The following is a 24,298-nucleotide window of genomic DNA, read 5'->3' on the forward strand; positions in this document are numbered from 1 at the left end:
ACGTGAAAGAAGGAATTCTCTATGAATAAAAAGAAAATTACAGAGCTGAATCAATGGCTGAAAGAAAATGGTGCTGATGCAGGCTATATCTCCAATCCTGCCACGATTGCGTATTTTTCAGGTTTCAAGAGCGATCCTCATGAACGGGTATTGGCTTTATTTCTTTCTCCCGATAAAGACCCTTTCTTATTTACCCCTGCACTTGAGGTCGAAGAAGCCAAAAATAGTGGTTGGCCATTTGATGTGGTTGGCTATTTAGACAGCGAAAACCCTTGGGATAAAATTTGCCGAGAACTTTCTTCCCGCTATCCATTGACCCGTTTGGCACTTGAAAAAAATGACTTGTCGGTTGAACGGTATGAAGCGCTGCATGCACGTTTGCCGCAAACTGATTTCAGTTTAGATGTGACACCAGAGATCCAAAGAATGCAATTGACCAAAACAGCGAGCGAAATTGATACGTTGCTTGAAGCAGGTTCATGGGCTGATGTTGCTTTTGAGATTGGCTTTGCTGCTATCAAAGAAGGCGTCAGTGAAGCTGCGATTGTCGCAGAAATCGAATATGAATTGAAAAAACGTGGTGTCTCCCGCATGTCTTTTGATACAACCGTCTTAGCTGGCGATAATGCAGCTAGTCCCCACGGTGTACCTGGCGATCGCCGCATCACTGCCAATGAATTGGTCTTGTTTGATCTAGGGGTTATTTGGAAAGGATACTGCAGTGATGCAACCCGTACCGTGGCTTACCAAACACCCACAGATCTGCAACGAAAAATCTATGATATCGTATTAGAAGCCGAGCAAACTGCGCAAGCGGCTGTTAAACCAGGGATCACTGCTGGTGAACTAGATACGATCGCCCGCGATGTCATCACCGGATATGGCTATGGAGAATACTTCAATCATCGTTTAGGACATGGTATCGGAACAACTGTCCATGAATTCCCTTCACTGATCACTGGCAATGATTTGGTGATCCAAGAAGGAATGTGCTTCTCGATCGAACCAGGTATTTATATACCAAATCAAGTCGGTGTGCGGATCGAAGATTGTGTATACGTGACAGCAGACGGCTGTGTGCCTTTCACCAAGACAACAAAAGAATTACAAATTTTATCTTAATAAAATGAATCGATCAGGAGGTTTATATGACGAAGAAAGCATTGGTTCTAGGCGGTACACGTTTTTTTGGGAAACAATTGGTTTATACTTTACTTGAACAAGGAATCGCAGTAACCATCGCTACCAGAGGAAAGACAGCTGATCCATTTGGGGAGCAAGTCAAGCGCTTGGTCTTCGACCGGACCAGTGAATCTAGTATCAAAGAAGTTTTGACGAAAGAAACCTATGATATTGTATTTGACAATATTGCTTACAGCGCACATGATGTCGCTCATTTACTACAGCATGTCACCCCAAAACGCTATGTCGTGACCAGCTCTATGTCGGTATATCCCGTATTACAGCCGAATTTGCAGGAAAGTGATTTTAAACCTGAGGCATATGACATCCGCTTAGCTGAATCAAATCAGTTGCCCTATGGCGAGGGCAAACAGACCGTCGAATCGATTCTGACTAAAACATACCCTGATCTATCAGCAGTATTTGTTCGCTTCCCCTATGTTGTCGGGCAAGAAGATTATACCCAGCGTTTTGCCTTCTATCTTGACAAACTCGTACAGCAAGAACCAATGGCCATCGACAATTTAACGCATCAAATGGCCTTCGTTGACGCGGAGGAAGCTGGACGTTTCTTGGCATTTCTAGGAACTAGTGACTTTACAGGGCCAATCAATGGTGCGTCTAAAGGAACGATCTCCATAGAAGAAATCTTTGCGTACGCTACCGCTAAAACTGGCAAAGTACCATTATTTGCAGAGAATGGCGTGAAGGGACCTTATAATGGGACACCTGATTACTCGATCAACACCACGCAAGCAGATGCCATCGGCTTTGTCTTTTCAGACCTAAAAGAATGGCTCTATCAGCTTTGTGATTGGGAAATCGATCGCGCCGCACAAAAATAACAAAAAACAGATCAACGTGGCAATCACGTTGATCTGTCTGTTTATCCTGAACAAAAATAAATTATGCGTCAGGATTATTTTTTTCTAGGGTATCTTTTAATTCTTCTTTTGCATCTTTGAGGTCAGCTTGGGCGTCTTTTGCTTCTGCTTTCGCTGTTTGTTTTGCATCATTCGCGGCCTTATCTGCTTCATTCTTCAAATCAGCAGCGGCAGCTTTGCCTTCTTTCTTCGCATCGTCAACGATTGGTTTCGCTGCATCCGCACCATCTTTAACTGTGTCTTTCATGTCAGCAGCTGTTGATTTGGCATCTATGATGATATCTTGCAGCGTATCATCCGCATCTTCTTTATCCGAAGCAGCGGCGGCTTTGACATCCTTCGCAGATTTTTTGAAACGCTCTGATAAATCTCCCGCTTGTTTTTTCAATTCTTCCACCGTATCACTGGATGTGTCGACGGATGAATGTTTCAAATCTTCGACTTTTCCTGTGAGCGAACCGGTAAAATCTGATGCTTGTTCGCTTAATTTACCAGCTGTGTCTTTCGCAATATCAACCAGATCAGCACTTTTTTCTTTCGCCAGATCACCATAATCTGATGCTTTATCTAAAAGATCGTCTGCCTGTTTGGCAAGTTTGTTGCGTAACGTTTTACCTGACTCTGGCGCCAGCAAAAGTGCCGCAGCTGCAGCTGCTGTTCCGCCAATGATCGCTCCTAATAAAAATCCACCTTTTTTGCTCATGTAAAGTCCTCCTTTTATTTTTGGGTATTTTTGTCTTTAAAGAATTTCATCGCTGTTTGACCCACTTTGCCAGCCACAGTGGCTTTGGCTGTCGTGCGACCTAGGCTGCCCACCCGTGTGATCAAGTTTTTACCTGACACATTCAATTCAGATACACTGGTACTTAAATCTGCCACTGCGGTGAATAATGGATCGATGGTTGCGACTTTCCCATTGACATCTTGCAAAAGCGCATTCGTTTTTACGAGTAGTCCTTCGACTTCCTTTGAAAGAATATCGACATCTTTGGTAATGACACGAATCGTGGTATTGGCTTCTTCCACCGTTTTGTCCACTTTGGTCATTGTTTTGCTCACTTGCATCAATAATCGTACAACAAAGACGACAAGTACGACAAATGCGATCGCTGCGATCAGTGCAGCAATTTCTCCTCCTGTCATAGAATGGCTCCTTCCCAATTTACTTATACTAAGAATAGCATTTTGAACTCTTTTCGACAAATAAAAGACAGTAATCAATCTAAATAATCCGCTTTCATTTCGTTTATATAAAACAGGGCTGTATCAACCCTGTTTTATATCTATGTTATTCTTTGGTTTTTGGCTTGTCTTGTTTTGCAGGTTGCGCTTTGACTTCTGAAGTTTCAGCAGCCAATTCTTTTCCTAGATCGATCAAATATTTTTTCAAATTGTCTTTGACCTCAGGATGTGTCAAGCCGTATTCAATGCTGGTTTTCATAAAGCCGAACTTATCACCCACATCAAAACGTTTGCCTGTAAATTGACGGGCAAAGACACGTTGTGTTTTGTTGAGTGTGTCAATGGCATCCGTCAATTGGATCTCATCGCCCGCACCCGGTGCTTGATTCGCTAAAATATCAAAAATCTCGGGCGTCAAAAGGTAACGACCAATGATTGCTAAATCACTTGGTGCTTTATCTGGCGCTGGTTTTTCAACAAAATTCTTCACATTGTACAAACCTTTTCCTACTTGCATCCCAGGATCGATGATCCCATATTTAGAGGTATCTTCGTGGGGGACGTCCATCACAGCAATCGTTGATGCATGGGTCGTTTCATAATCATCGATCAATTGTTTGGTCAATGGGATGTCATCTTCCATCAAGTCATCCCCTAACATCACAACAAAGGGTTCATTGCCAACAAACGCACGGGCTTGCAGTACCGCATGTCCTAAGCCTTTTGGATGTGATTGACGAATAAAGTGTAAATTGACATCTGTGGTTTCTTCCACAAGTTTCAACAAGTCCGTCTTGCCTTTTTCTTTTAAATTCATTTCCAATTCTAAATTGGCATCGAAATGATCTTCGATTGGTCGTTTGGCTTTCCCAGTAACGATCAAAATATCTTCGATCCCAGATTGTAACGCTTCCTCTACAATAAATTGGATGGTCGGCTTATCAACGATTGGCAACATTTCTTTTGCCATTGCTTTGGTCGCTGGCAGGAAACGGGTCCCTAATCCGGCTGCTGGAATCACTGCTTTTTTTACTTTCATGTCATTCGCTCCTTTGTCCCATCAATAATGTCTTTACATTGTAAATTCGTTTTCTACTTTTCCATCTCGCAGCATGATATCTTTGGCTGCTTGATGAATGTCTTTGCCTTCATAAAGAACGGAATAAATCGTTTCGGTGATTGGCATATCCACAGACAAAGCCTCTGCAAGTTCGCGGGCAGCTTTGGTGGTAGATACACCCTCGACGATCATGCCCATATTGTCTAACACTTCGTCTAAACTATGGCCTTTGCCAAGTAAATTGCCGGCACGCCAATTACGTGAATGGACACTGGTACAAGTCACGATCAAATCACCCACGCCACTTAAACCGATGAACGTAAGTGGGTTGGCTCCCATCGCAACACCCAATCGACTGATTTCAGCCAACCCGCGGGTCATGATCGCAGCTTTGGCATCATCACCAAAGCCAAGACCCGCAATCGCACCGGCACCGATCGCAATAATGTTTTTTAAAGCCGCACCTGTTTCAACGCCGATCACATCATTGTTGGTATAAATACGGAAATAATCATTCATGAATAAATCTTGTACATATTTTGCTGATGCAGCAACTTCGCAAGCAGCAGTGATCGTTGTAATATCACGGACCGCCACTTCTTCTGCATGAGAAGGGCCTGAAAGCACGACAATGTCTTTCCGCTTATCGGTACTGATTTCTTCTGCCAAGACTTCAGAGATCCGTTTGTGGCTGCCTTGCTCCAATCCTTTGGATGCATGGATGATCATTGGTTGATTTTTGACAGTTGCAGTGAATTCTTGTGCCACTGCGCGAATCGCTTTTGTCGGTACCACAAACAAGACGGCATCTGCATCTGTGATTGCTTCTGACATTTCTTTACAACCGACAATATTTTGCGGAAGCTTCAAATCAGGCAAATAATGACGATTTGTATGATAGTTGTTGATCTCATCGATTTGGGCTGGATTATTGCCCCAAATCGTTACTTGATGTCCATTTTCAGAAAGGACCTTTGCCAGAGCAGTTCCCCATGAACCGGGGCCTAAAACGGCTATTTTTTGTTTCACTATGGAAACCTCCTCATAAAATTACTACAATTGATGCCACTCATTATTTTAGCATATTTCAACCAAAATAACTCTTAGATTAGAAATTGATTGTTTCCATAACCACGATTATAGTCTTTCAATGCTTGTTTTTTACGCCGCCAGATCAGCACAGCGATTGCCCCAATAAATAACAATGCAGACAAAGCTTGCGACACGCGGATGTCACCAAACAAGTACAAGCTATCTGTTCGCATTCCTTCGATAAAGAAACGGCCAAAACCGTACCAAATCAAGTAGCCTAAGAAGACTTCTCCTTCTTTCAACAACCCTGTTTTTTTACGTAAAATGATCAATACGATAAACCCTAGTGTATTCCAGACAGATTCATATAAAAAAGTTGGTTGGCGATAGGCTTCATCGATATACATATTGTCAATGATAAACTTTGGCAAATGCAATCTTTCTAAGAAGGCGCGGCTGACTTCCTCACCATGGGCTTCATGGTTCATGAAGTTTCCCCAACGACCAATTCCTTGCGCCAACAATACGCTAGGTGCGGCAATATCCAAAAAAGTCCATGTCGAGATGAAATTGCGTCGGCAGAAAAAGTATAACCAGATTCCTCCCGCAATCAATGCACCGTAGATAGCGATCCCCCCGGAACGAATATTGAATATCTGCCCTGGATCATTCAAATAATAGGGAAGATCAAACATAATATAATACAAACGCGCACCAATGATCGACACCGGCAGCCCGATCAACATGAAATCTGTCACATCATCTGGTTTTAATCCTACTCGTACAGCCTCACGGGTGCTCAGCCACATCGCAATAATGACCCCAGAAACGATGATGATGGCATACCAATAGATTGGCAAACCAAATAATTCAAACGCCACACGATTTACTAAAGCTAACATCTACTTAACCCCTTTTAATTCCCAGAATTTTCTTCGATCAATTGTGTCAACCGATTCTCAAATGTTTTGGTTGCATCATAGCCCATTGTTTTAGCCCGGAAATTCATCGCCGCCACTTCAATGATGATGGCTACATTTCGCCCAGTCTTCACAGGGATCTTGATCTGCGGTACATCTACGCCGCCAATCTCTACGGTTGTATCATCGGTACCTAAACGATCATACTTTTTGTCTTTGGCCCATGCTTCTAAATAAACCGCAACTTGCACTTGCATGTAGCCTCGCACAGCACTAGCACCAAAAAGATTCATCACATCAATGATCCCGATCCCTCTGATCTCGATCAAATGCTGCAGGATCTTCGGTGGTTCACCAACTAATGTCAATTCATCCTGTTTATATACGTCCACTCGGTCATCAGCAATCAAACGATGTCCACGCTTGATCAGTTCTAAGGCCGTTTCACTTTTACCAATACCGCTATCGCCTTGGATCAGCACGCCTAAGCCATATACATCCACTAAAACACCATGGACACTCGTTCTAGAGGCCAATCGCCCGTCTAAGAAACTAGAGAGTTCCCCTTGTAAGCGTGAAGTGGAGATGGGTGAACGCAGTAAGGCAATATTATTTTCCCGGCAAGCTTGGATCATTTCTGCTTGCACTTCCAAGCCTCTGGAAACAATAAATCCTGGTGTGTCCTCTGCACACATTTTCCGCATGACCATCAGACGTTCTTCTGGCATCATCCGTTCAGCAAAGGTGATTTCTTTACTGCCAAATAACTGCAAACGATCGTGTGAATAATAATTAAAATAACCCGTCAACTCTAAACCAGGACGTGAGATATCACCGGTAAAAATCTCTCGCTCTAAACTGGTTTCATTGCCTTCAATGATTTCTAATTTTAACGCCTCAGCCAATGCACTGACTTTGACTGTTTCTGCCATTTGATTCCCTCTTTTCCAAACTGTTGTCTTTGTTCGCGTATGTAGATCACGCTATTCTTGTTCTATTTTATCATTGTATCAGAAAAGATACTACCTTCGCCTTCAACTGACCCTCATTCTTTTTTTGATTTATGGTATGATTGTTCCAAGGAGGGGAAATAAATGAAATTTGCAGACTATAGCTATCAAAGACCAGATTTTCAGACTTACCAAGATACTTACACCCAAGCACTTCATGCCTTAAAGGAAGCGTCCTCTTTATCTTCAGCAAAAGAGGCCGTTGATACACTCAATCAATTAAGAGGGACCATCGATACGGCAGCGAATTTGGCATCGATTCGTTATTCGATCGATACCAATGATCACTTCTACGAAGCAGAAGATGACTTCTGGAATGACTATCAACCCCGATTCGAAGCACTAGATTTTCAATTTTATCAAGCGTTGTTGTCTTCACCTTTATTGAATGAATTAAAAGAACTATATCCAGAAACCTTGTTTCTTTTCGCAGAGAGTCGCGTCAAATTATTCGATGAATCATTGATCAGCCTTTTCCAAAAAGAAAACCAACTCGCCTCAGATTACGGAAAACTCATCGCTTCTGCTCAGATCGACTTCCAAGGCCAGACATATACACTGGCACAACTGCGCCCATTCACAGAAAACAAAGACCGTCAGATTCGTCTTGCTGCTTTCGAAAAGCAAACGGCCTTTTTTGCTGATCATGAAAGCCAATTCGATCAAATATACGACGACATGGTCAAAGTCAGAACTGAGATTGCCCAAAAATTAGGATTCAAAAATTACGTTGAATTTGCGGATACCCAAATGAATCGCTGGGATTATGACCGCAAGATGATTGAAACCTATCGACAAGAAATTCTAGAAAAAGTGGTCCCAATCACTCAAAAGCTTTATCAAAGACAAGCAGAACGTAATCAACTTGAACATGCAACGTATGTCGATTTACCATTGGTGTATCCAACAGGAAATGCTACACCAAAAGGTACCCCTGAAGAATTGGTCGAAAAGGCCCAGATCATGTATCAAGAATTGTCACCAGAAACTGGTGAATTCTTTGATTTTATGGTGACACATGATTTATTGGACCTGCTTAGCAAAACAGGGAAGCAATCTGGCGGCTACTGCACCTTCATCCAAGAGTATCAATCTCCTTTTATCTTCGCCAATTTCAATGGCACTTCAGGAGATGTCGATGTCTTGACGCATGAAGCCGGTCATGCCTTCCAAGCCTTTTCTTCCCGTTGGATCAAGGAGCCGGAAATATTATTTCCGAACTTTGAATCTTGCGAGATTCATTCTATGTCGATGGAGTTTATTGCCTGGCCATGGATGGAAAGCTTTTTTGAAGAAGAAACCGACAAATATAAGTTTGCCCACTTAGCGAGCAGTTTGCAATTCTTGCCTTACGGTGTCTTGGTGGATCATTTCCAACAAGAAGTCTATACACACCCTGAGTGGACAGCGGCGCAGCGAAAACAGTGTTGGCGTACTTTAGAAAAACAATACTGCCCTGAGCGGGACTACACGGAAATGCCTGATTTAGAACGCGGTCTATACTGGTTCCGCCAAGGCCATATTTTCCAATCACCATTCTATTATATCGACTACACACTGGCACAAGTCTGTGCTTTTCAATTCTGGTATCGATTTATTGTTGCCAAAGACGAAACGGCTTGGCAAGATTATCTAGCTATCTGTCAAGTGGGCGGTACGAAAACATTTCTTGAAATCTTATCGTTGGCACATTTACGTTCACCTTTTGAAAAAGGTGCTTTGGATGATACATTATCCGCAGTTGACCAATTTTTGGCCAATATTCCTGAATCACAATTAGCATAAAAAAAAAGACGTTGTTGGCTTTCACATCGATACGCTCGATGTGAGAAGTCAACACGTCTTTTAATTTGAGTATTTTTCAATATGATGTTCAGTGACGATCATATTAATGACTGACATAATCAAAGCAACCAAGATTGCTGCGCCAAATGAAGAGAAACCAAAACTTGCAGCGCCGACAAAATAAGAAGTCAGATTCAACATCAGTGCATTGATCACAAAGCTGAACAAACCAAATGTCAGTAGTGTCAATGGAAATGAGATCACTGTCAATATCGGCTTGATCAGTCCATTGAGAATCGATAGCACAAAACTAGCGATCACTGCAGTCAGAATACTTTGCACATGAACCATATTGGGCAATAGCACTGCCAATGCCACAAATGTCAAAGTATTCATGATCAATCGTTGAAAATAAGACACTAGAAGTCACTCCAGTCCTCATCCTCTACCTTTTCCTCTTGTTTGCGGGGACGACTTTTTTCTTTGTCATTGTTCTTTTGGTAATATTGGTTGTCATGGCCATAGCCATTCGTGCTTTTACGTCCTGAAGGGATCAAGATTGCCAAAATGACATATAGCGTGATGCCAGGAAATGCAGCAGTCACTAAAGATAGAAAGACATAGATCACGCGAACGATGGTTGGATCGATGCCCAAGTATTCTGCTAGTCCACCTAAAGTACCTGTTATCACAACATTGTTGGTTGATTTTGTTAATTTTTTGTTCATTTATCTACACCTTCCTTCTTCGTTTCGATGATCGACTAGAGACCTGTTTTTATTTGTCCGTGTCTTTGATGAACACGTTACCAGTCGTTGTGGATAGATCGATTTGTGCGACTTTGTCAGCAACCCGACGAAATTGCAGCAATTGATTCAAGCGTTCTTTCTTTTCACGAACGATTTCAGCATCCATCAAACGGTTGTTGATACTGCCTAAGCTTGTCTTGGCAAGTCCTTCAAAACCGATACCATCTGGTAAAGCGACTTTGACATTGCCATTGACTGAACTGGCATTTAATTTTTGCAGTGTGTTGTCTTTGAACGTTACACGAATATTCCCGTTGACCAATGAGATGCCCGTATTTTGCGGTGTCGCCATTAACGTCACATCTCCGTTGACCGTTTCGATGATCGCATCTAAAATATCGCCTTCGCGCACTGTGATCGTGCCATTGACACCTTCGATCTCCAGCATTGATGCATTGACTTGACGAAAATCGATATTGCCATTTGTTGATTTCGTATATACATCTTTTGCATCTAAATCATTGAAGATCACATTGCCATTCAATAGTTTGACTGCGACATGATCATACGTACGTTTTGGCAAGTAGAAGTCTAGGTCTGCCCTGATCCGTTTGTTAGGGATTTGGAACGAAATACGTTCGTCATCCACATCGATTTGACTTCTTGCTTCAAAAGCATCAAAGGGTTCTGCAGCTTCCATTTTACCATATAGTTTGATTTTCGCATCCACTTTTACGCCTGGACCTTCCCATGTTGCAAAAGTGACGTTCCCATTGGCCAACTTGACATCGATCAAGGTTGCGTCTGTTTCTTCATACGTAAATGTATGTTCGAATTTTGTTGCTGCGACGCCTGGGACTTTCAGATTGATATCTTTCCATTCCATGTTTTCATTGACAGATTCAGTGACCGTCCGCATGGTTTTTTTCAAAAATTTTCCAAAGTGACTACCTGCGTCAACCATTTTTTCACTCACTTGATTAATGGTATCGGTCGCTTGTTCTTTCCAGTCTTCTGGGATATCTAATTTTTGCGTGATTTTTTCTTTTGTTTGTGACCATTGGTCTTTGCGTATATTTTTCAGTTTTGCATCTAAGGCTGCTTTTTCTTCAGTCAATGCATCTAAGGATTCTTCCAGTCCTGCGATCGTTGCTTCAGCTTCTTGTCTTGATGCCAATTCATCTTCGGATAATTGATCCAACTCTTCTTTGGTATTCAGTTGCATCAATGTTTCTTGTGCTTCTTTCAACGCTTCTTTCAAGCCTGCGATCTCAACATTGATCTCATCTAATTCAGCGGATGCTTGATTGGCATCAGTGGCTAAACTGTCTAAGATTTTTTCTAAATTTTCTTTGTCTTGCGCTTCGTTTTGACGTAGTTTTTCTTCGCCATCAAAGTCCTCGGTATCTAACGTTGTTGGTTCAACTTCCTCAAAAATATCAGTTGTCTTATCAGCGGTCACTTCAGCTGCAGCTTTATTGATTTGCTTTTCATCTTTGTCTTTTGCCATACTTTCCAGTAAATCTAAGGCTTCTTCTGTAGAAAGCACACCTTTTTTTACTAGATCCAAAATACGTTCTCTTTCGTTCATGGAAATTGCCTCCTTCAGCAAATGTGTGATTGCATGTTTAGCTTACGAACCTATTATGCCTTTTTTGCGGATACATGTCATAGGTCTTAAGTACCAACTTTCGCTCAATCTGCGGTATGGGTCGGTTTAGAAGGGAAAAGATCTTCCTTGATCCCAAATGTCTGCTATCTTTACATTACCAAAAAAAGAAACACTGTCATCGACAATGTTCCTTCTGAACGCTTATATGCGTAATCAAATCATTTCTGTCCGATTGGTATTCAATTCACTGATTTTTCCTGTGGCTAAGTAAACGATCCATTCACAAATATTGGTCACATAATCACCGATTCGTTCTAAATATTGCGCCACTGAGAGATAGTCCGTTCCGCTCACCACGGTTTCCGGATTGGCTTTCATGCTCTCGATCGTTTGGTAATAAATATCACGATAGTATTCGTTGACCCGCTCGTCCATTTGGGCGATCATCCGGGCATCATCTTGGTCCGTTTTGACATAAGCAACCAAAACGTTGTCCACCATTTTTTTGACATAATCAGACATATCGGAAATTTCTTTCTCGATTTCTGCGATTCTAGTTTCCCCTTTGACACGAATCGTTGATTTGGCAATGGAAACTGCATGGTCACCCATTCGCTCTAAGTCGGAGCTGGCTTTCATGACTGTGATGATCATCCGCAGATCTGTTGTGACCGGCTGTTGCAAAGCAATCATCTCAAAACTTTTCTTTTCTAAACGGATCTCCATATTGTTGATTGCCTCATCATTTTCAATCACTTCATGGGCAATCTCTTTATCATGTTTGACATACGCCCGGACTGATTTATGGATCGCGTTGCTGACCAACATCCCCATTTCATAAAACTGATTATGCAGATTCAGTAATTCTTCTTCAAATTGTGTACGCAACATCCCTTTTCCTCCTATCCGAATCTTCCTGAGATATAATCTTCTGTTTCTTTTTTGCTTGGACTTAAGAAAACTTTTTTGGTGTCATTAAATTCAATCAAATTACCGTCTAAAAAGAAGGCTGTTTTGTCAGAGATTCTAGAAGCTTGCGACATGTTGTGGGTGACGATGATCATTGTATAACGATCTTTTAACGCCAATAAGGTGTTCTCGATTTTACCTGAAGAGATTGGATCTAATGCACTTGTCGGCTCATCCAACAAAATAATCTCAGGATCCACGGCAAGCACCCGGGCAATACACACCCGTTGTTGCTGCCCGCCAGAGAGGGACAAAGCACTTTGATGGAGTTTGTCTTTGACATCTTCCCACACTGACGCTGCTTTCAAGCTTTCTTCCACAGTTTTGTCCAATAGCTCTTTATCTTTGACACCTTTTAATTTTAACCCATAAATGACGTTTTCGTAAATCGAAAAAGGAAATGGATTTGGCTGCTGGAAGACCATGCCGATTTCTTTCCTTAAATCAACGATGTCTTGCTTTGGACTGTAGATGTCTTTGCCTTTATAGACGACACTTCCTGTGATGGTGACACCAGGAATCAAATCGTTCATCCGATTCAATGAGCGCAGGTAAGTCGATTTACCGCAACCAGACGGCCCAATCATCGCAGTGATCTCTCCTTTATTGATTGAAAGATCGATCCCTTTCAAGGCCTCTTTTTTTCCATAATATAAATGCAGATCTTTTGATGTAATGATTTCTTCTGCCATTGCTTTGCCTCCGTTTACTGATCGGATCTGATTAGCCAAAGTGACCTGATACATAATCTTCTGTTGCTTTGATTTTAGGACGAGTAAAGACTTTTCTCGTTTCATCGTATTCGATGGCATTCCCTAAGTAAAAGAATGCTGTATAATCACTGATCCGTGCTGCTTGCTGCATGTTATGGGTCACGATGATGATCGAATAATCGTTCTTCAAATTGACCAGCGTTTCTTCCACAGTACCTGTAGAAATCGGATCTAATGCGCTGGCAGGTTCATCCAGCAATAGGATATCTGGTTTCATCGCAATTGCGCGGGCGATACATAAGCGTTGTTGTTGTCCCCCAGATAGTGCCAACGCACTTTTATCTAAACTGTCTTTGACTTGATCCCACAATGCTGCTTGTTTCAAGCTTGTTTCCACTGCTTCATCTAATTTCTTTTTGTTGCGTTCTCCATGCCGTTTCAAAGCAAAGGTGATATTGTCGTAGATCGATTTGCTGAAAGGATTCGGACGTTGGAAGACCATACCGATCCGCTTGCGCATTTCGTAGACATCCACTTCTTTGGTATTGACGTCGACTTCTTTATACATGATCTTGCCAGTAACTTTCGTGTTGGCAATGCCATCATTCATTCGGTTCAAGGAACGCAGATAGGTAGATTTACCACATCCTGAAGGCCCAATCAATGCAGTGATTTTGTTTTTTTCAAATTGCAGATCGATCCCTTTGATGGCTTCATTGGTGCCATACCAAACATGTAGATCTTCAGTATACAATGCGATATCTTCAGGTCGATCAAATGTGATGATATTGCGCTCATCCCAATTATAATCATTCATACTGTTATGCTCCTTATGCCGACGTCATTTTGCGATACAATCGTTTGCCAATTGCACGAGCGCCAAAGTTGAATAGTAATACTGCGATAATCAACACAGCTGAAGCCCCTGCTGAGACTTGAACGCCATCTGGCATCGTACCTTCTGTATTGATTTTCCAAATGTGAACAGCCAATGTTTCTGCTTGTCGAAAAATACTGATTGGACTGGATACGCTCAAAGGGTTCCAGTTGGTGAAATCTAATGCTGGCGCGCTTTGACCAGCGGTATAAATCAAGGCAGCTGCTTCCCCAAAGATCCGTCCGGAACTCAATATCACACCTGTTAAAATTCCTGGTGTCGCTTCGGGCACAACGATACGGGTCACTGTTTCCCAGCGAGAAAGTCCCAAGGACAAACCTGCTTCACGTTGTGTATAGTGGATGGCTTGTAAGGATTCTTCTACATTTCTCGTCAGAAGAGGCAAATTGAAGAACGTAAGTGCCAACGCACCAGAAATGATCGAAAAGCCATAGCCAAATTGGATGACAAAAATCAAGAAACCAAACAAACCGACAACGACTGAAGGCAACGAACTTAGAATCTCAATGGAGGTCCGGATAACATCCGTCACCCAATTCTTCTTTGCATATTCTGATAAGTAGATACCCGCGCCCATAGAAATAGGAAAACTGATCACCATTGTCACAAACAATAAATAAATGGAGTTAAAAAGCTGAATCCCAATACCACCGCCTTCTTGATAGCCTTTAGAAGGAGAAGTCAGAAACTCCCAGCTGATATGCGGCAACCCTCTGACCAGGATATAAAGCAAAAGCGAAGCCAAAATCAATACAATGATTCCTGCAACTGCATACAAGACGCCTGTTGCAATTTTATCTGAACGTTTTGCATTCATTATTTCAAGGCTCCTTTCTTACCAATCAACCGAATCACAACGTTAAATAGCAAGGACATCAACAATAGAATCAATGCCAACGACCATAGCACGTTGTTTTGGACAGTGCCCATAATTGTATTCCCAATCCCCATTGTTAAGATCGAAGTCAATGTGGACGCCGGCGTAACCAAACTTGTTGGCAGCAAGGCAGCATTCCCGATGACCATTTGGATCGCCAAAGCTTCCCCGAAAGCCCGCGCCATGCCAAAGACGACAGCGGTCAAAATGCCGGGTACAGCCGCACGAAGGACGACTTTGTATATCGTTTGCCAGCGTGTGGCACCCAACGCTAAGGATGCTTCACGATAGTGCCGTGGCACCGAACGTAAGGCATCAACAGTCATCGTAGTCACTGTTGGCAAAATCATGATGAATAGCACGAATGTCCCAGCCAAAATACCAAATCCGGTACCGCCAAAAACAGAACGTACTGCAGGTACCACCACAGATAAACCTATAAACCCATACACAACAGATGGAATACCGACTAACAGCTCGATCACCGGTTGTAAAATCTTCTCCCCATTTTTAGGTGAGATCTCTACCATAAAGACTGCAGCACCAATTGCAAATGGTGTCGCAACGATGGCTGAAAGGAATGTGACAACAAATGATCCGACGATCATTGGCAAAGCCCCAACGAGCGGCTGGCCATCTGCACCTACAGCACTTGGATTCCATTCTGTCCCAAATAAAAAGTCAAAGACATTGACTTTATCAACGAAGAAGGTTGCCAAACCACGGCTAGCTACAAAGTAAAAAATCGATATGACGACCAAAACAATCAATGCAATACATAAAAAGCTGATGATTTTGCCCCGTTGTTCCATTTTGGCACGTTTCGATTTTTTGGTTAACACTTCTTTTACATTTTCCACGAGGGATTCCTCCTCAAAAATCAAACTGAATTCACAACCATTAGTTTATCGCTTGAACATCAATTTCACATAAAGCTTCTGTAAATTTTGTGTAAAGATTAGTTGACAATATTTCCTTCCCAATCTCGTTCCACTTGCATCGCCGAAATAGAGATGTAGCCTAAATCACCAACAATATTTTCTTGCACTTCATCAGACAGCATAAATGCCAAAAACTCTGCTGTTAATTCAGTTGGCTCACCTTTTGAATACATATGCTCATAGGCCCATACTTTCCATTCATTGGTTGTAACATTTTCATCTGTTGGCGCTACCCCGTCGATCGATAAAACGTTGACTTCATCTGTCACATAAGAAAATGCGACATAACTAATGGCACCTGGTGTATCCGAGACAATGGAGCGAACCATCCCGCTTGAGTCTTGTTCTTGAGAAGCAATCGCCGTTTCTCCATCCATGATCCACTTTTCAAAGGTACTTCTTGTGCCGCTCCCAGAGGCGCGGTTCAGGATCACGATCGGTACATCATTGCCGCCTAGTTCTTGCCAATTGGTGATTTTTCCGAGAAAAATATTCTTTAGGTCTTCGGTTGAGATATCGGTAATACCGACCCCTTTATTGACGATTGGCGTGATCCCAACTACAGCTACACGATGATCGACCAATGCATCTGCATCGATACCATCTTTTTCTTCTGCAAATAGATCAGAATTGCCGATTTCGACAGCACCCGCTTGCACTTGACTCAATCCTGTCCCACTTCCGCCCCCTTGGACATTGATAAACTTGCCAGGATTTTCATTCTGGAATTCCTCTGCGACCGTTTCCACCAAAGGTTGTAAAGCCGAAGAACCGACGGCTGTGATGGATTCACCACGATCAGCCCAACTCGCACAACCTGATAATAGAATAACTAGTCCGATGACAGGACCTAATAATTTACTTTTTTTCATCATAACGCTCCTTGTTCTCTGTGAGAATAAATAATTATCAAACCAATTATTTCCATTTTACCATTTCTTCAATTTAATGAGAATTATTATTTGCTATTTTTTCGACACCATCGGTTTTCAGTTTTTTTAATCCAATATTACTTCAGTATAAAAATAACGAAATAAATTAAAAATCTACATTTATTTCGAAAGGTAAATTTGTGCATGATAGTTCTAATATATGCTATACTATCTTAGAAAACGATTTTAAAAGAACACTACATTTATTTTTGCTTCCCCAATATCAAGCATTTTTATGTTATGTTCAATGTTTTCGTCCATTCACCGACATTTCCCCACAATGTGTGTTGAGTGAAAACAGCAGAAGAAGCATTCATGCTTCCTCTGCTGTCTTTTTTTATTCTTCTAAAGACGATAACCACGCTGTCATCTTGTCAACGATGATTTGCTGCTGTTCTTCGTTGGTTAAACTTGTTTGTTCTTCGCCTCTTTGTTCTCCATAGGTACCAAACCCTGCATGAGTCCCTAAATCAATTTCTTGATAAAGCGTCGTTTCAGGCAAATACGTTTTTGCGGATTGCCAATTCTCATGGTTGACGATTTGATCCTGACTGCCAATCAATGACAGAACAGGCAGATCACTTTTAGCAAGGGAGCCTTTTTCATCAGGGTAGCTGGCGAAGAAAAACACACCGGCTAAAGTTTGTTCATGTCCGTCCCCCTCATTGGCCGCGAATCGGCTAGCCATGACCCCGCCCAATGAATGTCCACCTATCACATAAGTGGTTTGCGCCACCTCATCTAAGACATTTGCGGCACGATTGCCGCCCAGCACTGCCAAATCAAAGGGCATCTTGACGATTGCCACAGCATAACCCTGTGCTGCTACACCAGAAGCCCAGACACTATAACTTTCAGCATCGACTAATGCGCCGGGATAAAAAATGACGAGCGGCTTTGCCTCATCTCCGGCAAAATAAAGAAAATCTCCTTTGTCTTCTGCTTTTTCTACAGCTTGTATTGCTTCGTCAACTGGTGGGTAATGAATATTTTGCCAACCAAACCATCCGCCGATACCTATAATGATGCACGCGGTTATCACGCCGATCAAGATTTTATTTCTTTTTTTCACAATTGTCCTCCTTATAAAAAAAGAACCTGGCTACATCAGTTTTTTTAGTTGAATCGAACCAACCGATGTGTCCACGTCCTACTATTTTTTGTTGATTATTGATGTGCTTGTGACAACAACTCTCTCGCATGTTCTACAGTCAAATCTGTGATTTCCGCTCCAGATAACATCCGAGCAATCTCAGTTACTCGTTCTTGCTGCGCCAGTTTACGAACATGGGTTTCTGTTCGTCCGTCTTGAATGGATTTTTCGATGAAGTATTGGTTATCAGCTACTGCAGCTACTTGAGGCAGATGGGTGATACATAAGACTTGCGAATGAGCCGCTATCTTGGCAATTTTCTCTGCGATTGCTTGAGCAACTCGACCACTGACGCCGGTATCCACTTCATCGAATACAATACTCGTAATGCCTTGTTTGCGAGAAAAGATCGATTTCAAGGCGAGCAGGATGCGGGAGAGTTCGCCGCCTGAGGCTACGCGAACCAAGGGCTTCAACCCTTCCCCTGGATTGGTCGTCAAATAAAACTCAACCACATCAAATCCATTGGCTGTTAGTTGTTTGCTGTTATTGGCAAATCGCACGTCAAACTGGGCATGTTCCATATAAAGTTCTTTTAATTCTTGAACGATTTCTTTTTCTAAGCGATGCGCGGCTTCTCTGCGTTTCACATGAAGTTCTTCTGCCAGTTGCCAAACTTCGTCTGCTTTTTGCGCCAATTCTGCCTCTAATTGCTCTAATTGACCTTCAGTATAAGCAGACTCACTGATTTCTTTGCTGATACTGTCATAATAAGCCAGAATGACAGGGATTGATTCACCATATTTGCGTTTTAATTGACGAATCGTTTCAAGGCGAGAGAGCACTTCTTCCAAACGTCCTTCATCTAGCTCAAGATTGTCGGCTTGCCGTGAAATATCAGCCGCTGCATCTTGCAGCAAGTAGTAGGCGCTTTGGATCGTTTCGCTGATTTTTTCATAAGCAGGATCTAAATGGGCGATCCCTTGGACTTCTGTCAGTGCCAGGCTCACTCCATCCACGCTATTGGCTTCTTCGGCGGACAAGGCAGCATAACTCTGACTTAATGCATCAACGATTTTTTGATAGTTGATCAATTTTTCCCGCTCATCCACCAGTTGCTCTTCCTCATCTTCTACCAGCGCTGCTTGTGCGATTTCTTCTTGTTGAAATTGCAGCATATCCATCCGCTGCACATATAATTGTTCATTTTCCTGGATGGTACGCACTTGATTTTCTAATGCGCGATAAGATTGATAGGCCCCTCGATACACTGCCAATTCAGTTTTGAACTGCTCATCGCCAAAACCATCTAATAAAGACAAATGTTTTTCAGGCTGCAGCAATTCTTGGTGTTCATTTTGTCCTTGGATATCGACCAAAAAAAGCCCAATCTGTCTAAGTACGGATAAGGTGACCGTCCGTCCATTGACACGACAAAGATTCTTGCCGGACTGTGTAAAATCCCGCTGCACGATCAACACTTCTTCTTCATCGATACCGAGTTCTTCTGCCAACAAATGAAATTCAGGTTGCAATGGCCATTCAAAAATACCTTCTAAGCGACACTTATCTGCGCCTTGACGCAAATAATCACTCGACCCGCGGCCGCCTGCCAATAAGCCCATGGCATCGATAATGATCGATTTCCCGGCACCTGTTTCGCCGGTAAGTGCTGTCATCCCTTCATGAAACGAAAGGTGCAGATTTGAAATGATCGCAAAATTTTGGATTGAAAGTTCTAATAACATTTCTGCCACTCCCCTGTGCTTCAGATATATCTTTGAAAATCTTTGAACAAACGATCCGTATCTTCTTCGGTTCTGGTGATCATCAGGACATTGTCATCATCATTTAGTGTAGCAAACAATTCTTTGACATATTGTTTCTCGATCAAATTAGCCAACGCCGAAGCATTACCTGGCAATGTTTTGAGGATAACAAATTTATCCATTCGATCGATTGAAACAAAAGCAGTTTTTAATATTTTGTCTAATTTGCCATATACATCTTCCGTTGTTTCTTGGGGAATGCTGTATCGATAGCCGCCACTTTGCGCAGGTACTTTCACGAGTTTTAATTCTTTGATATCCCGTGATATGGTTGCTTGTGTCACTGAAACGCCGCGTTCTTGCAATAATCCAACAAAGTCTTCCTGTTTTTGAACATCTTGTTCGTTAAGCAGTCTGGTAATCAGGCGATGCCGTTCTCTTTTTCTCATCTTTTGTTCCTCCTGAGTGAATTCCTATTAATTTTATCCTATTTTGACTCAGAAAGAAAGAGAGCCGACACCTTAAATGTCCACTCTCTTGGATTGATTATTTCGAATGATGAAATGTTTCGTGGGCTTGTGCGACAACGCCCGGTATATCGATCCCATCCGTCTTGCCTATCGTATCCGATTTACGCAAATGCACGATAAATTCAATATTGCCTTCACCGCCAGTGATTGGCGAAAAGCTTAGATCTAGCACATCAAATTTCGTTTCGGCAGCAAATGAGATAATTTCCTCTACTACGCGCTGATGCGTTGCGGGATCGCGTACGATCCCATTCTTACCAACTGATTCTTTACCTGCTTCAAACTGCGGTTTGATCAATGCCATCACATCACCGCCAGCCACCAAAATCTCATGAAGCGGCGGCAAAATAAGTTTTAAGGAAATAAATGAAACATCGATCGTCGCCACTTCTGGCAATCCTTCAAGGAAATCCGTCGCTTTTGCATAGCGGAAGTTGACCCGTTCCATCACGATCACCCGCTCATCTTGCCGTAGCTTCCATGCCAGCTGATTGTACCCGACATCTAGTGCATAACTCTTGGCTGCGCCATTTTGCAAGGCAGCATCTGTAAACCCACCGGTAGATGCACCGATATCTAAAAGGATTTTGTCTTGCACATTCAAATCAAAAATTTTGAGGGCTTTTTCTAATTTGAGGCCCCCTCTGGATACATAAGGGAGTTTTTTCCCTTTGATCTGTAATAAGGTATCGGCGGCGATCTTTTCTCCTGGCTTATCTAAGCGCTCATTGTTGCTTTCTTTATAAACCAAACCAGCCATCACACCACGTTTTGCTTGCTCTCTTGTTTCAAACAGACCTTGTTGGACTGCTAATACATCTACTCGTTCTTTTTTCATTGGTTTTCTTCAACCTCAAATCGTTCAATAAAAGCGGAAAGTACCGTCGGATCAAATTGCCCATATGCGCTTAGATGCGCCAAAATTTGTTGGGCCAGTGCCAATTCTTTTGTTAACGCAGCTTTGGCTCCTTCCAGACCCAACAATGCTGGATAGGTGCTTTTCGCTAATGCGTCATCACGATGGACAACTTTCCCAAGCGCCTCTGTCGTACTGATGACATCTAAAAGATCATCACGTATCTGGAAAGCCAAGCCGATATGCTGTGCGAACTGGTCCAATTCCTGAAGTATGGTTTCTGATTGATTGGCTAAAACGCCTCCCGCCACCACGGCAAAACGAATCAGTTCTCCCGTCTTCCGGGCATGGACTGCCATCAATTCATCTAATGTCAGTGTTTGGTTTTCGCCTTGGATGTCCGCTGCTTGTCCCGCAACCATGCCTTTGGTACCGGCCGATTGACTCAACTGTTGCAACAAAAGGACTTTTTTGTCGGCTTCGATATCTGCCATCGACAATAGTTGAAATGCCGCGGTCAATAAACCGTCACCTGCCAAAATCGCCAATGCTTCGCCGTATACGACATGATTGGTCGGTTTGCCTCTGCGGAGATCATCATCGTCCATAGCAGGAAGATCATCGTGGATCAGGGAATACGTATGGATCATTTCCAAGGCTGCCGCACATTGATACACTGGTAAATCAATTGGCTTGTCAAAGGCGGCTACTGTCGCAACCAGCAGCAAAGGCCTGATTCGCTTGCCGCCAGCATGGATCGAGTATAGCATACTCTCAGCAAGGCGAGGATCACTGGTCTGTTCGGTGACGAAGCGCACCATGACCTCCTCGATATGTGGGGCTTGTTCATTGGTGAATCTTGTTAACTTGCTCATTGACCCGCCTCATCAAAAACGACTTCCTCATTTGCATCAGTCATCATTTTTGTTAATGCCTTCTCTGCATTGCTCAAGGTATCTTTACATTGCTTGCTCAAGACCATCCCTTGTTGAAAAGCGGTCAACGCTTCTTCCAAAGGGACATCCCCTTGTTCCAAACGAGTAACGATTTGTTCTAATTCTTGTAATGATTCTTCAAATGTTGGATTTGCCATTTTCTTCTCCTTCAATCGTAATTACTTCAACTTCTGCTCGACCATCTTGATAATGGATCTGCAATCGATCGCCCGTTGTCAGGTCCGCAGCCGATCGTACCACTTGCGCTTGTTTGGTCGTATAGGTATAACCTCGACCCATGATTTTTAGTGGGCTCAATAAATCTAGGGATTGGATGGCTTGCAACAACCGATTTTCTTTCGCCGCATAGGTATCCTGCATACTTTTACTCAAACGTTGTGAGAGATAAGCAACTTCTTGTTGTGCAGACTTGATGCGGTTTTGCAGTTGTTGCTGCTCTAAACGGTGAATGATTTGCCTTGCTTGTTTGTCTTTGTCGAAGAGCATCGATTGCAGTCCTTGATTCATGCGTTGCTGCAATTGATCCAGCTTGATCGATTGGGCTTCATATAGGCGTTCCGGCTGTCGAAAGACGTAAGAACCGATGGCTCGTTGATACCGTTCTTGTTTGCGCTGGATCAGATGCATAAAAGCTTGCGATAAGCGTGCTTGTTTTTCTTCGATCCGCAAGATTTCTTCTGCCAATACCGGCACCGCCAATTCAGCTGCTGCTGTCGGTGTTGCTGCCCGAACATCTGCCACCAAGTCGGCGATCGTTGTGTCTGTTTCATGACCAACTGATGAGATGATCGGTGTTTTTGCGGCAAAGATAGCCCGCGCTACCCGCTCTTCATTGAAAGGCCATAAGTCTTCGATCGACCCGCCGCCGCGCCCGATGATCATCGTATCAAATTGTCCATCTGCTTCCACGCGGGCAATATTTTTAACCACATCATCCGCGGCTTTGCTGCCTTGTACAACAGTTGGAAACAAAACGATTTCTGCGATTGGATAACGCCTTTGAGTCGTTGTGATAATGTCGCGGATCACTGCACCGCTGGGACTTGTTAAGACAGCGATTCGTTTAGGATAGCGCGGTAATTGCTGCTTCGGCGCAGTGAACAACCCTTCGATTGACAGTTTTTGCTTTAATTGTTCATAAGCTTGATACAATGCGCCTACACCGTCGGGTTCCATGTGTTCGATCATCATCTGGTAGTTGCCGCTGGCCTCATATAAGGTGATGCGGCCGATAGCCATGACTTTCATGCCTTCTTCAGGTTGGAACTTTAATTTATCAAAGGCACCTTTGAACATGACCACCGATATTTTGGCTCCGTCATCTTTTAAACTGAAATATTGATGATTGGGGCGCCGACGGAAATTAGAGATCTCCCCCGTCAAATAGACCCGCTCTAAATAGGGATCTGCATCAAATTTGCGTTTTAAATATTTGGTCAAGGCCGTGACTGTGAGATATTCTTGTGCCATTTAAATTTTTCATTGCTCCTTTGCTGCTTCAATGGTTTGTGCCATCAGCATCGTGATCGTCATAGGTCCTACACCCCGAGGAACAGGCGTGATATAACTGGCGATTGGCTCTACTTCGTCAAATTTTACATCACCGATCAGTTTGCCTTGGTCATCACGATTCATGCCGACATCAATCACGACCGCACCCTCTTTGACAAATTCTTTCGTGACAAAATGACCGCGCCCGATAGCGACAACCAAAATATCGGCTTGTTTTGCCAATGCTGGCAAATCCTTTGTGCGAGAATGGGCGATCGTGACTGTGGCATTCTCAGCAAGCAGCAGATGCGCCATCGGTTTACCGACGATATTACTGCGGCCGATCACTAAGGCATTTTTGCCTTCAAGTTCAATGCCATAAGCGGCGAACATCTTCATGATACCATAAGGCGTACACGGAATTCGATCAGGTACACCAGCAAATAGTTTCCCGAGGTTCATCGGATGGAATCCATCGACATCTTTTTCTGGTTTGATTGCTAAAAGGACTTTTTCTTCATTGATATGTTTAGGTAAAGGCAGTTGGACTAAAATTCCGTGAAAAGCCTCATCAAGATTATATTTTTCTATTTCACGCAATAATTCTTCTTCACTGATTGTTTCAGAATAACGGGCTACCTGAGAGTGGATGCCAATTTTTGTTGCAGCCAGTTCTTTGTTTTTGACATAGGTTTGACTGGCTTTGTCTTCGCCTACGAGCAATACGACTAACCCTGGTGTAATGCCTTGTTCTTTCAACCCAGCTGTTTCTGTTTTCAATTCACTTTGCATCTTATCTGCTAATTCTTTTCCATTGATCAATGTAGCCATTCTGACAATTCCTCCAACCTGATAAA

The 24,298-nt window shown here is 42.8% G+C and carries 26 protein-coding genes; 3 read left to right on the forward strand and 23 right to left on the reverse strand.

Annotated features, from left to right (window positions below; translation table 11 throughout):
• Positions 1 to 21 precede the first annotated feature (21 nt).
• Complete coding sequence (locus ACYVRS_RS05465; RefSeq protein ID WP_461202830.1) at positions 22 to 1,122, forward strand: M24 family metallopeptidase; 1,101 nt, start codon at positions 22 to 24, stop codon at positions 1,120 to 1,122.
• Positions 1,123 to 1,148: 26 nt separating this feature from the next.
• Complete coding sequence (locus ACYVRS_RS05470) at positions 1,149 to 2,027, forward strand: NAD-dependent epimerase/dehydratase family protein (protein ID WP_313537114.1); 879 nt, start codon at positions 1,149 to 1,151, stop codon at positions 2,025 to 2,027.
• Between the two features lie 61 nt (positions 2,028 to 2,088).
• Here ACYVRS_RS05470 and ACYVRS_RS05475 read toward each other — a convergent pair whose 3' ends face one another.
• From ACYVRS_RS05475 to hprK, 6 genes are all read right to left on the reverse strand, one after another.
• The gene (locus tag ACYVRS_RS05475; RefSeq protein ID WP_312540697.1) at positions 2,089 to 2,769 is read right to left on the reverse strand and encodes a YtxH domain-containing protein; all 681 of its coding nucleotides are present in this window, start codon (positions 2,767 to 2,769) and stop codon (positions 2,089 to 2,091) included.
• Between the two features lie 14 nt (positions 2,770 to 2,783).
• Positions 2,784 to 3,209, reverse strand: coding sequence for a DUF948 domain-containing protein (locus ACYVRS_RS05480; RefSeq protein ID WP_054114682.1), 426 nt, complete (start codon positions 3,207 to 3,209; stop codon positions 2,784 to 2,786).
• A 145-nt stretch (positions 3,210 to 3,354) separates the two neighbouring features.
• Positions 3,355 to 4,287 (reverse strand): UTP--glucose-1-phosphate uridylyltransferase GalU, encoded by a 933-nt coding sequence (galU, locus tag ACYVRS_RS05485; protein ID WP_054114683.1) that lies wholly within the window; start codon positions 4,285 to 4,287, stop codon positions 3,355 to 3,357.
• A 33-nt stretch (positions 4,288 to 4,320) separates the two neighbouring features.
• A complete protein-coding gene (locus ACYVRS_RS05490) occupies positions 4,321 to 5,337 on the reverse strand; it encodes an NAD(P)H-dependent glycerol-3-phosphate dehydrogenase (RefSeq protein ID WP_054114684.1) in 1,017 nt (338 codons plus the stop codon).
• Positions 5,338 to 5,411: 74 nt separating this feature from the next.
• Positions 5,412 to 6,242 (reverse strand): prolipoprotein diacylglyceryl transferase, encoded by an 831-nt coding sequence (gene lgt / locus ACYVRS_RS05495; protein WP_054114685.1) that lies wholly within the window; start codon positions 6,240 to 6,242, stop codon positions 5,412 to 5,414.
• Between the two features lie 14 nt (positions 6,243 to 6,256).
• Positions 6,257 to 7,192 carry an HPr(Ser) kinase/phosphatase gene (hprK, locus tag ACYVRS_RS05500; RefSeq protein WP_054114686.1) on the reverse strand — a complete coding sequence of 312 codons (936 nt, stop codon included), beginning with the start codon at positions 7,190 to 7,192 and terminating at the stop codon, positions 6,257 to 6,259.
• Positions 7,193 to 7,354: 162 nt separating this feature from the next.
• On the opposite strand from hprK, the gene ACYVRS_RS05505 reads away from it, so the two are divergent.
• On the forward strand, positions 7,355 to 9,055 hold the full coding sequence (locus tag ACYVRS_RS05505) for a M3 family oligoendopeptidase (RefSeq protein WP_313537122.1): 1,701 nt from the start codon (positions 7,355 to 7,357) through the stop codon (positions 9,053 to 9,055).
• Positions 9,056 to 9,115: 60 nt separating this feature from the next.
• On the opposite strand, the gene ACYVRS_RS05510 is transcribed toward ACYVRS_RS05505, so the two are convergent.
• From ACYVRS_RS05510 to ACYVRS_RS05590, 17 genes are all read right to left on the reverse strand, one after another.
• Positions 9,116 to 9,475: a phage holin family protein gene (locus ACYVRS_RS05510; protein WP_054114688.1), complete on the reverse strand. Its 360-nt coding sequence runs from the start codon at positions 9,473 to 9,475 to the stop codon at positions 9,116 to 9,118.
• Positions 9,475 to 9,783, reverse strand: a complete 309-nt coding sequence (locus ACYVRS_RS05515) for a PspC domain-containing protein (protein WP_461197640.1) — start codon at positions 9,781 to 9,783, stop codon at positions 9,475 to 9,477. The genes ACYVRS_RS05510 and ACYVRS_RS05515 overlap by 1 nt, the downstream gene beginning before the upstream one ends.
• A gap of 49 nt (positions 9,784 to 9,832) precedes the next feature.
• Positions 9,833 to 11,395, reverse strand: coding sequence for a daptomycin-sensing surface protein LiaX (gene liaX / locus ACYVRS_RS05520; protein WP_312497538.1), 1,563 nt, complete (start codon positions 11,393 to 11,395; stop codon positions 9,833 to 9,835).
• A 234-nt stretch (positions 11,396 to 11,629) separates the two neighbouring features.
• A complete protein-coding gene (gene phoU / locus ACYVRS_RS05525) occupies positions 11,630 to 12,307 on the reverse strand; it encodes a phosphate signaling complex protein PhoU (protein ID WP_312497539.1) in 678 nt (225 codons plus the stop codon).
• A gap of 11 nt (positions 12,308 to 12,318) precedes the next feature.
• The gene (pstB, locus tag ACYVRS_RS05530) at positions 12,319 to 13,077 is read right to left on the reverse strand and encodes a phosphate ABC transporter ATP-binding protein PstB (RefSeq protein WP_054114692.1); all 759 of its coding nucleotides are present in this window, start codon (positions 13,075 to 13,077) and stop codon (positions 12,319 to 12,321) included.
• Positions 13,078 to 13,108: 31 nt separating this feature from the next.
• Positions 13,109 to 13,915: a phosphate ABC transporter ATP-binding protein PstB gene (pstB, locus tag ACYVRS_RS05535; RefSeq protein WP_054114693.1), complete on the reverse strand. Its 807-nt coding sequence runs from the start codon at positions 13,913 to 13,915 to the stop codon at positions 13,109 to 13,111.
• Positions 13,916 to 13,928: 13 nt separating this feature from the next.
• Entirely contained in the window at positions 13,929 to 14,813 is an 885-nt protein-coding gene (pstA, locus tag ACYVRS_RS05540) for a phosphate ABC transporter permease PstA (protein ID WP_312540691.1), read from the reverse strand.
• Complete coding sequence (gene pstC / locus ACYVRS_RS05545; protein ID WP_054114695.1) at positions 14,813 to 15,733, reverse strand: phosphate ABC transporter permease subunit PstC; 921 nt, start codon at positions 15,731 to 15,733, stop codon at positions 14,813 to 14,815. The genes pstA and pstC overlap by 1 nt, the downstream gene beginning before the upstream one ends.
• Positions 15,734 to 15,831: 98 nt before the next feature.
• Entirely contained in the window at positions 15,832 to 16,686 is an 855-nt protein-coding gene (locus tag ACYVRS_RS05550; protein WP_312497542.1) for a phosphate ABC transporter substrate-binding protein PstS family protein, read from the reverse strand.
• A 397-nt stretch (positions 16,687 to 17,083) separates the two neighbouring features.
• Positions 17,084 to 17,818, reverse strand: coding sequence for an alpha/beta hydrolase (locus tag ACYVRS_RS05555; RefSeq protein WP_461202833.1), 735 nt, complete (start codon positions 17,816 to 17,818; stop codon positions 17,084 to 17,086).
• A gap of 95 nt (positions 17,819 to 17,913) precedes the next feature.
• A complete protein-coding gene (recN, locus tag ACYVRS_RS05560) occupies positions 17,914 to 19,587 on the reverse strand; it encodes a DNA repair protein RecN (RefSeq protein ID WP_461202835.1) in 1,674 nt (557 codons plus the stop codon).
• 20 nt (positions 19,588 to 19,607) lie between these two features.
• A complete protein-coding gene (locus tag ACYVRS_RS05565) occupies positions 19,608 to 20,057 on the reverse strand; it encodes an arginine repressor (RefSeq protein WP_054114699.1) in 450 nt (149 codons plus the stop codon).
• 97 nt (positions 20,058 to 20,154) lie between these two features.
• The gene (locus tag ACYVRS_RS05570; RefSeq protein ID WP_461197642.1) at positions 20,155 to 20,976 is read right to left on the reverse strand and encodes a TlyA family RNA methyltransferase; all 822 of its coding nucleotides are present in this window, start codon (positions 20,974 to 20,976) and stop codon (positions 20,155 to 20,157) included.
• The gene (locus ACYVRS_RS05575) at positions 20,973 to 21,869 is read right to left on the reverse strand and encodes a polyprenyl synthetase family protein (RefSeq protein WP_313537136.1); all 897 of its coding nucleotides are present in this window, start codon (positions 21,867 to 21,869) and stop codon (positions 20,973 to 20,975) included. The genes ACYVRS_RS05570 and ACYVRS_RS05575 overlap by 4 nt, the downstream gene beginning before the upstream one ends.
• On the reverse strand, positions 21,866 to 22,087 hold the full coding sequence (locus ACYVRS_RS05580; protein ID WP_312497547.1) for an exodeoxyribonuclease VII small subunit: 222 nt from the start codon (positions 22,085 to 22,087) through the stop codon (positions 21,866 to 21,868). Before ACYVRS_RS05580 ends, ACYVRS_RS05575 begins: the two co-directional genes overlap by 4 nt.
• On the reverse strand, positions 22,068 to 23,420 hold the full coding sequence (xseA, locus tag ACYVRS_RS05585) for an exodeoxyribonuclease VII large subunit (RefSeq protein WP_461202837.1): 1,353 nt from the start codon (positions 23,418 to 23,420) through the stop codon (positions 22,068 to 22,070). The genes ACYVRS_RS05580 and xseA overlap by 20 nt, the downstream gene beginning before the upstream one ends.
• Positions 23,421 to 23,429: 9 nt before the next feature.
• Positions 23,430 to 24,272, reverse strand: a complete 843-nt coding sequence (locus tag ACYVRS_RS05590) for a bifunctional methylenetetrahydrofolate dehydrogenase/methenyltetrahydrofolate cyclohydrolase (RefSeq protein WP_054114704.1) — start codon at positions 24,270 to 24,272, stop codon at positions 23,430 to 23,432.
• Between the last annotated feature and the right edge of the window lie 26 nt (positions 24,273 to 24,298).

Source organism: Enterococcus salsurae, assembly GCF_054784955.1.

What these genes read in the sequence shown, in the direction of transcription:
- pstB (WP_054114692.1), bottom strand. Translation starts at nt 13,077, where the DNA reads ATGGCAGAAGAAATCATTACATCAAAAGATCTGCATTTATATTATGGA.
- ACYVRS_RS05470 (WP_313537114.1), top strand. Translation starts at nt 1,149, where the DNA reads ATGACGAAGAAAGCATTGGTTCTAGGCGGTACACGTTTTTTTGGGAAA.
- ACYVRS_RS05580 (WP_312497547.1), bottom strand. Translation starts at nt 22,087, where the DNA reads ATGGCAAATCCAACATTTGAAGAATCATTACAAGAATTAGAACAAATC.
- ACYVRS_RS05570 (WP_461197642.1), bottom strand. Translation starts at nt 20,976, where the DNA reads ATGAAAAAAGAACGAGTAGATGTATTAGCAGTCCAACAAGGTCTGTTT.
- pstA (WP_312540691.1), bottom strand. Translation starts at nt 14,813, where the DNA reads ATGAATGCAAAACGTTCAGATAAAATTGCAACAGGCGTCTTGTATGCA.
- phoU (WP_312497539.1), bottom strand. Translation starts at nt 12,307, where the DNA reads ATGTTGCGTACACAATTTGAAGAAGAATTACTGAATCTGCATAATCAG.
- xseA (WP_461202837.1), bottom strand. Translation starts at nt 23,420, where the DNA reads ATGGCACAAGAATATCTCACAGTCACGGCCTTGACCAAATATTTAAAA.
- liaX (WP_312497538.1), bottom strand. Translation starts at nt 11,395, where the DNA reads ATGAACGAAAGAGAACGTATTTTGGATCTAGTAAAAAAAGGTGTGCTT.
- lgt (WP_054114685.1), bottom strand. Translation starts at nt 6,242, where the DNA reads ATGTTAGCTTTAGTAAATCGTGTGGCGTTTGAATTATTTGGTTTGCCA.
- galU (WP_054114683.1), bottom strand. Translation starts at nt 4,287, where the DNA reads ATGAAAGTAAAAAAAGCAGTGATTCCAGCAGCCGGATTAGGGACCCGT.
- hprK (WP_054114686.1), bottom strand. Translation starts at nt 7,192, where the DNA reads ATGGCAGAAACAGTCAAAGTCAGTGCATTGGCTGAGGCGTTAAAATTA.
- ACYVRS_RS05565 (WP_054114699.1), bottom strand. Translation starts at nt 20,057, where the DNA reads ATGAGAAAAAGAGAACGGCATCGCCTGATTACCAGACTGCTTAACGAA.
- recN (WP_461202835.1), bottom strand. Translation starts at nt 19,587, where the DNA reads ATGTTATTAGAACTTTCAATCCAAAATTTTGCGATCATTTCAAATCTG.
- ACYVRS_RS05505 (WP_313537122.1), top strand. Translation starts at nt 7,355, where the DNA reads ATGAAATTTGCAGACTATAGCTATCAAAGACCAGATTTTCAGACTTAC.
- ACYVRS_RS05515 (WP_461197640.1), bottom strand. Translation starts at nt 9,783, where the DNA reads ATGAACAAAAAATTAACAAAATCAACCAACAATGTTGTGATAACAGGT.
- ACYVRS_RS05480 (WP_054114682.1), bottom strand. Translation starts at nt 3,209, where the DNA reads ATGACAGGAGGAGAAATTGCTGCACTGATCGCAGCGATCGCATTTGTC.
- ACYVRS_RS05475 (WP_312540697.1), bottom strand. Translation starts at nt 2,769, where the DNA reads ATGAGCAAAAAAGGTGGATTTTTATTAGGAGCGATCATTGGCGGAACA.
- pstB (WP_054114693.1), bottom strand. Translation starts at nt 13,915, where the DNA reads ATGAATGATTATAATTGGGATGAGCGCAATATCATCACATTTGATCGA.
- ACYVRS_RS05575 (WP_313537136.1), bottom strand. Translation starts at nt 21,869, where the DNA reads ATGAGCAAGTTAACAAGATTCACCAATGAACAAGCCCCACATATCGAG.
- ACYVRS_RS05465 (WP_461202830.1), top strand. Translation starts at nt 22, where the DNA reads ATGAATAAAAAGAAAATTACAGAGCTGAATCAATGGCTGAAAGAAAAT.
- ACYVRS_RS05550 (WP_312497542.1), bottom strand. Translation starts at nt 16,686, where the DNA reads ATGAAAAAAAGTAAATTATTAGGTCCTGTCATCGGACTAGTTATTCTA.
- ACYVRS_RS05590 (WP_054114704.1), bottom strand. Translation starts at nt 24,272, where the DNA reads ATGGCTACATTGATCAATGGAAAAGAATTAGCAGATAAGATGCAAAGT.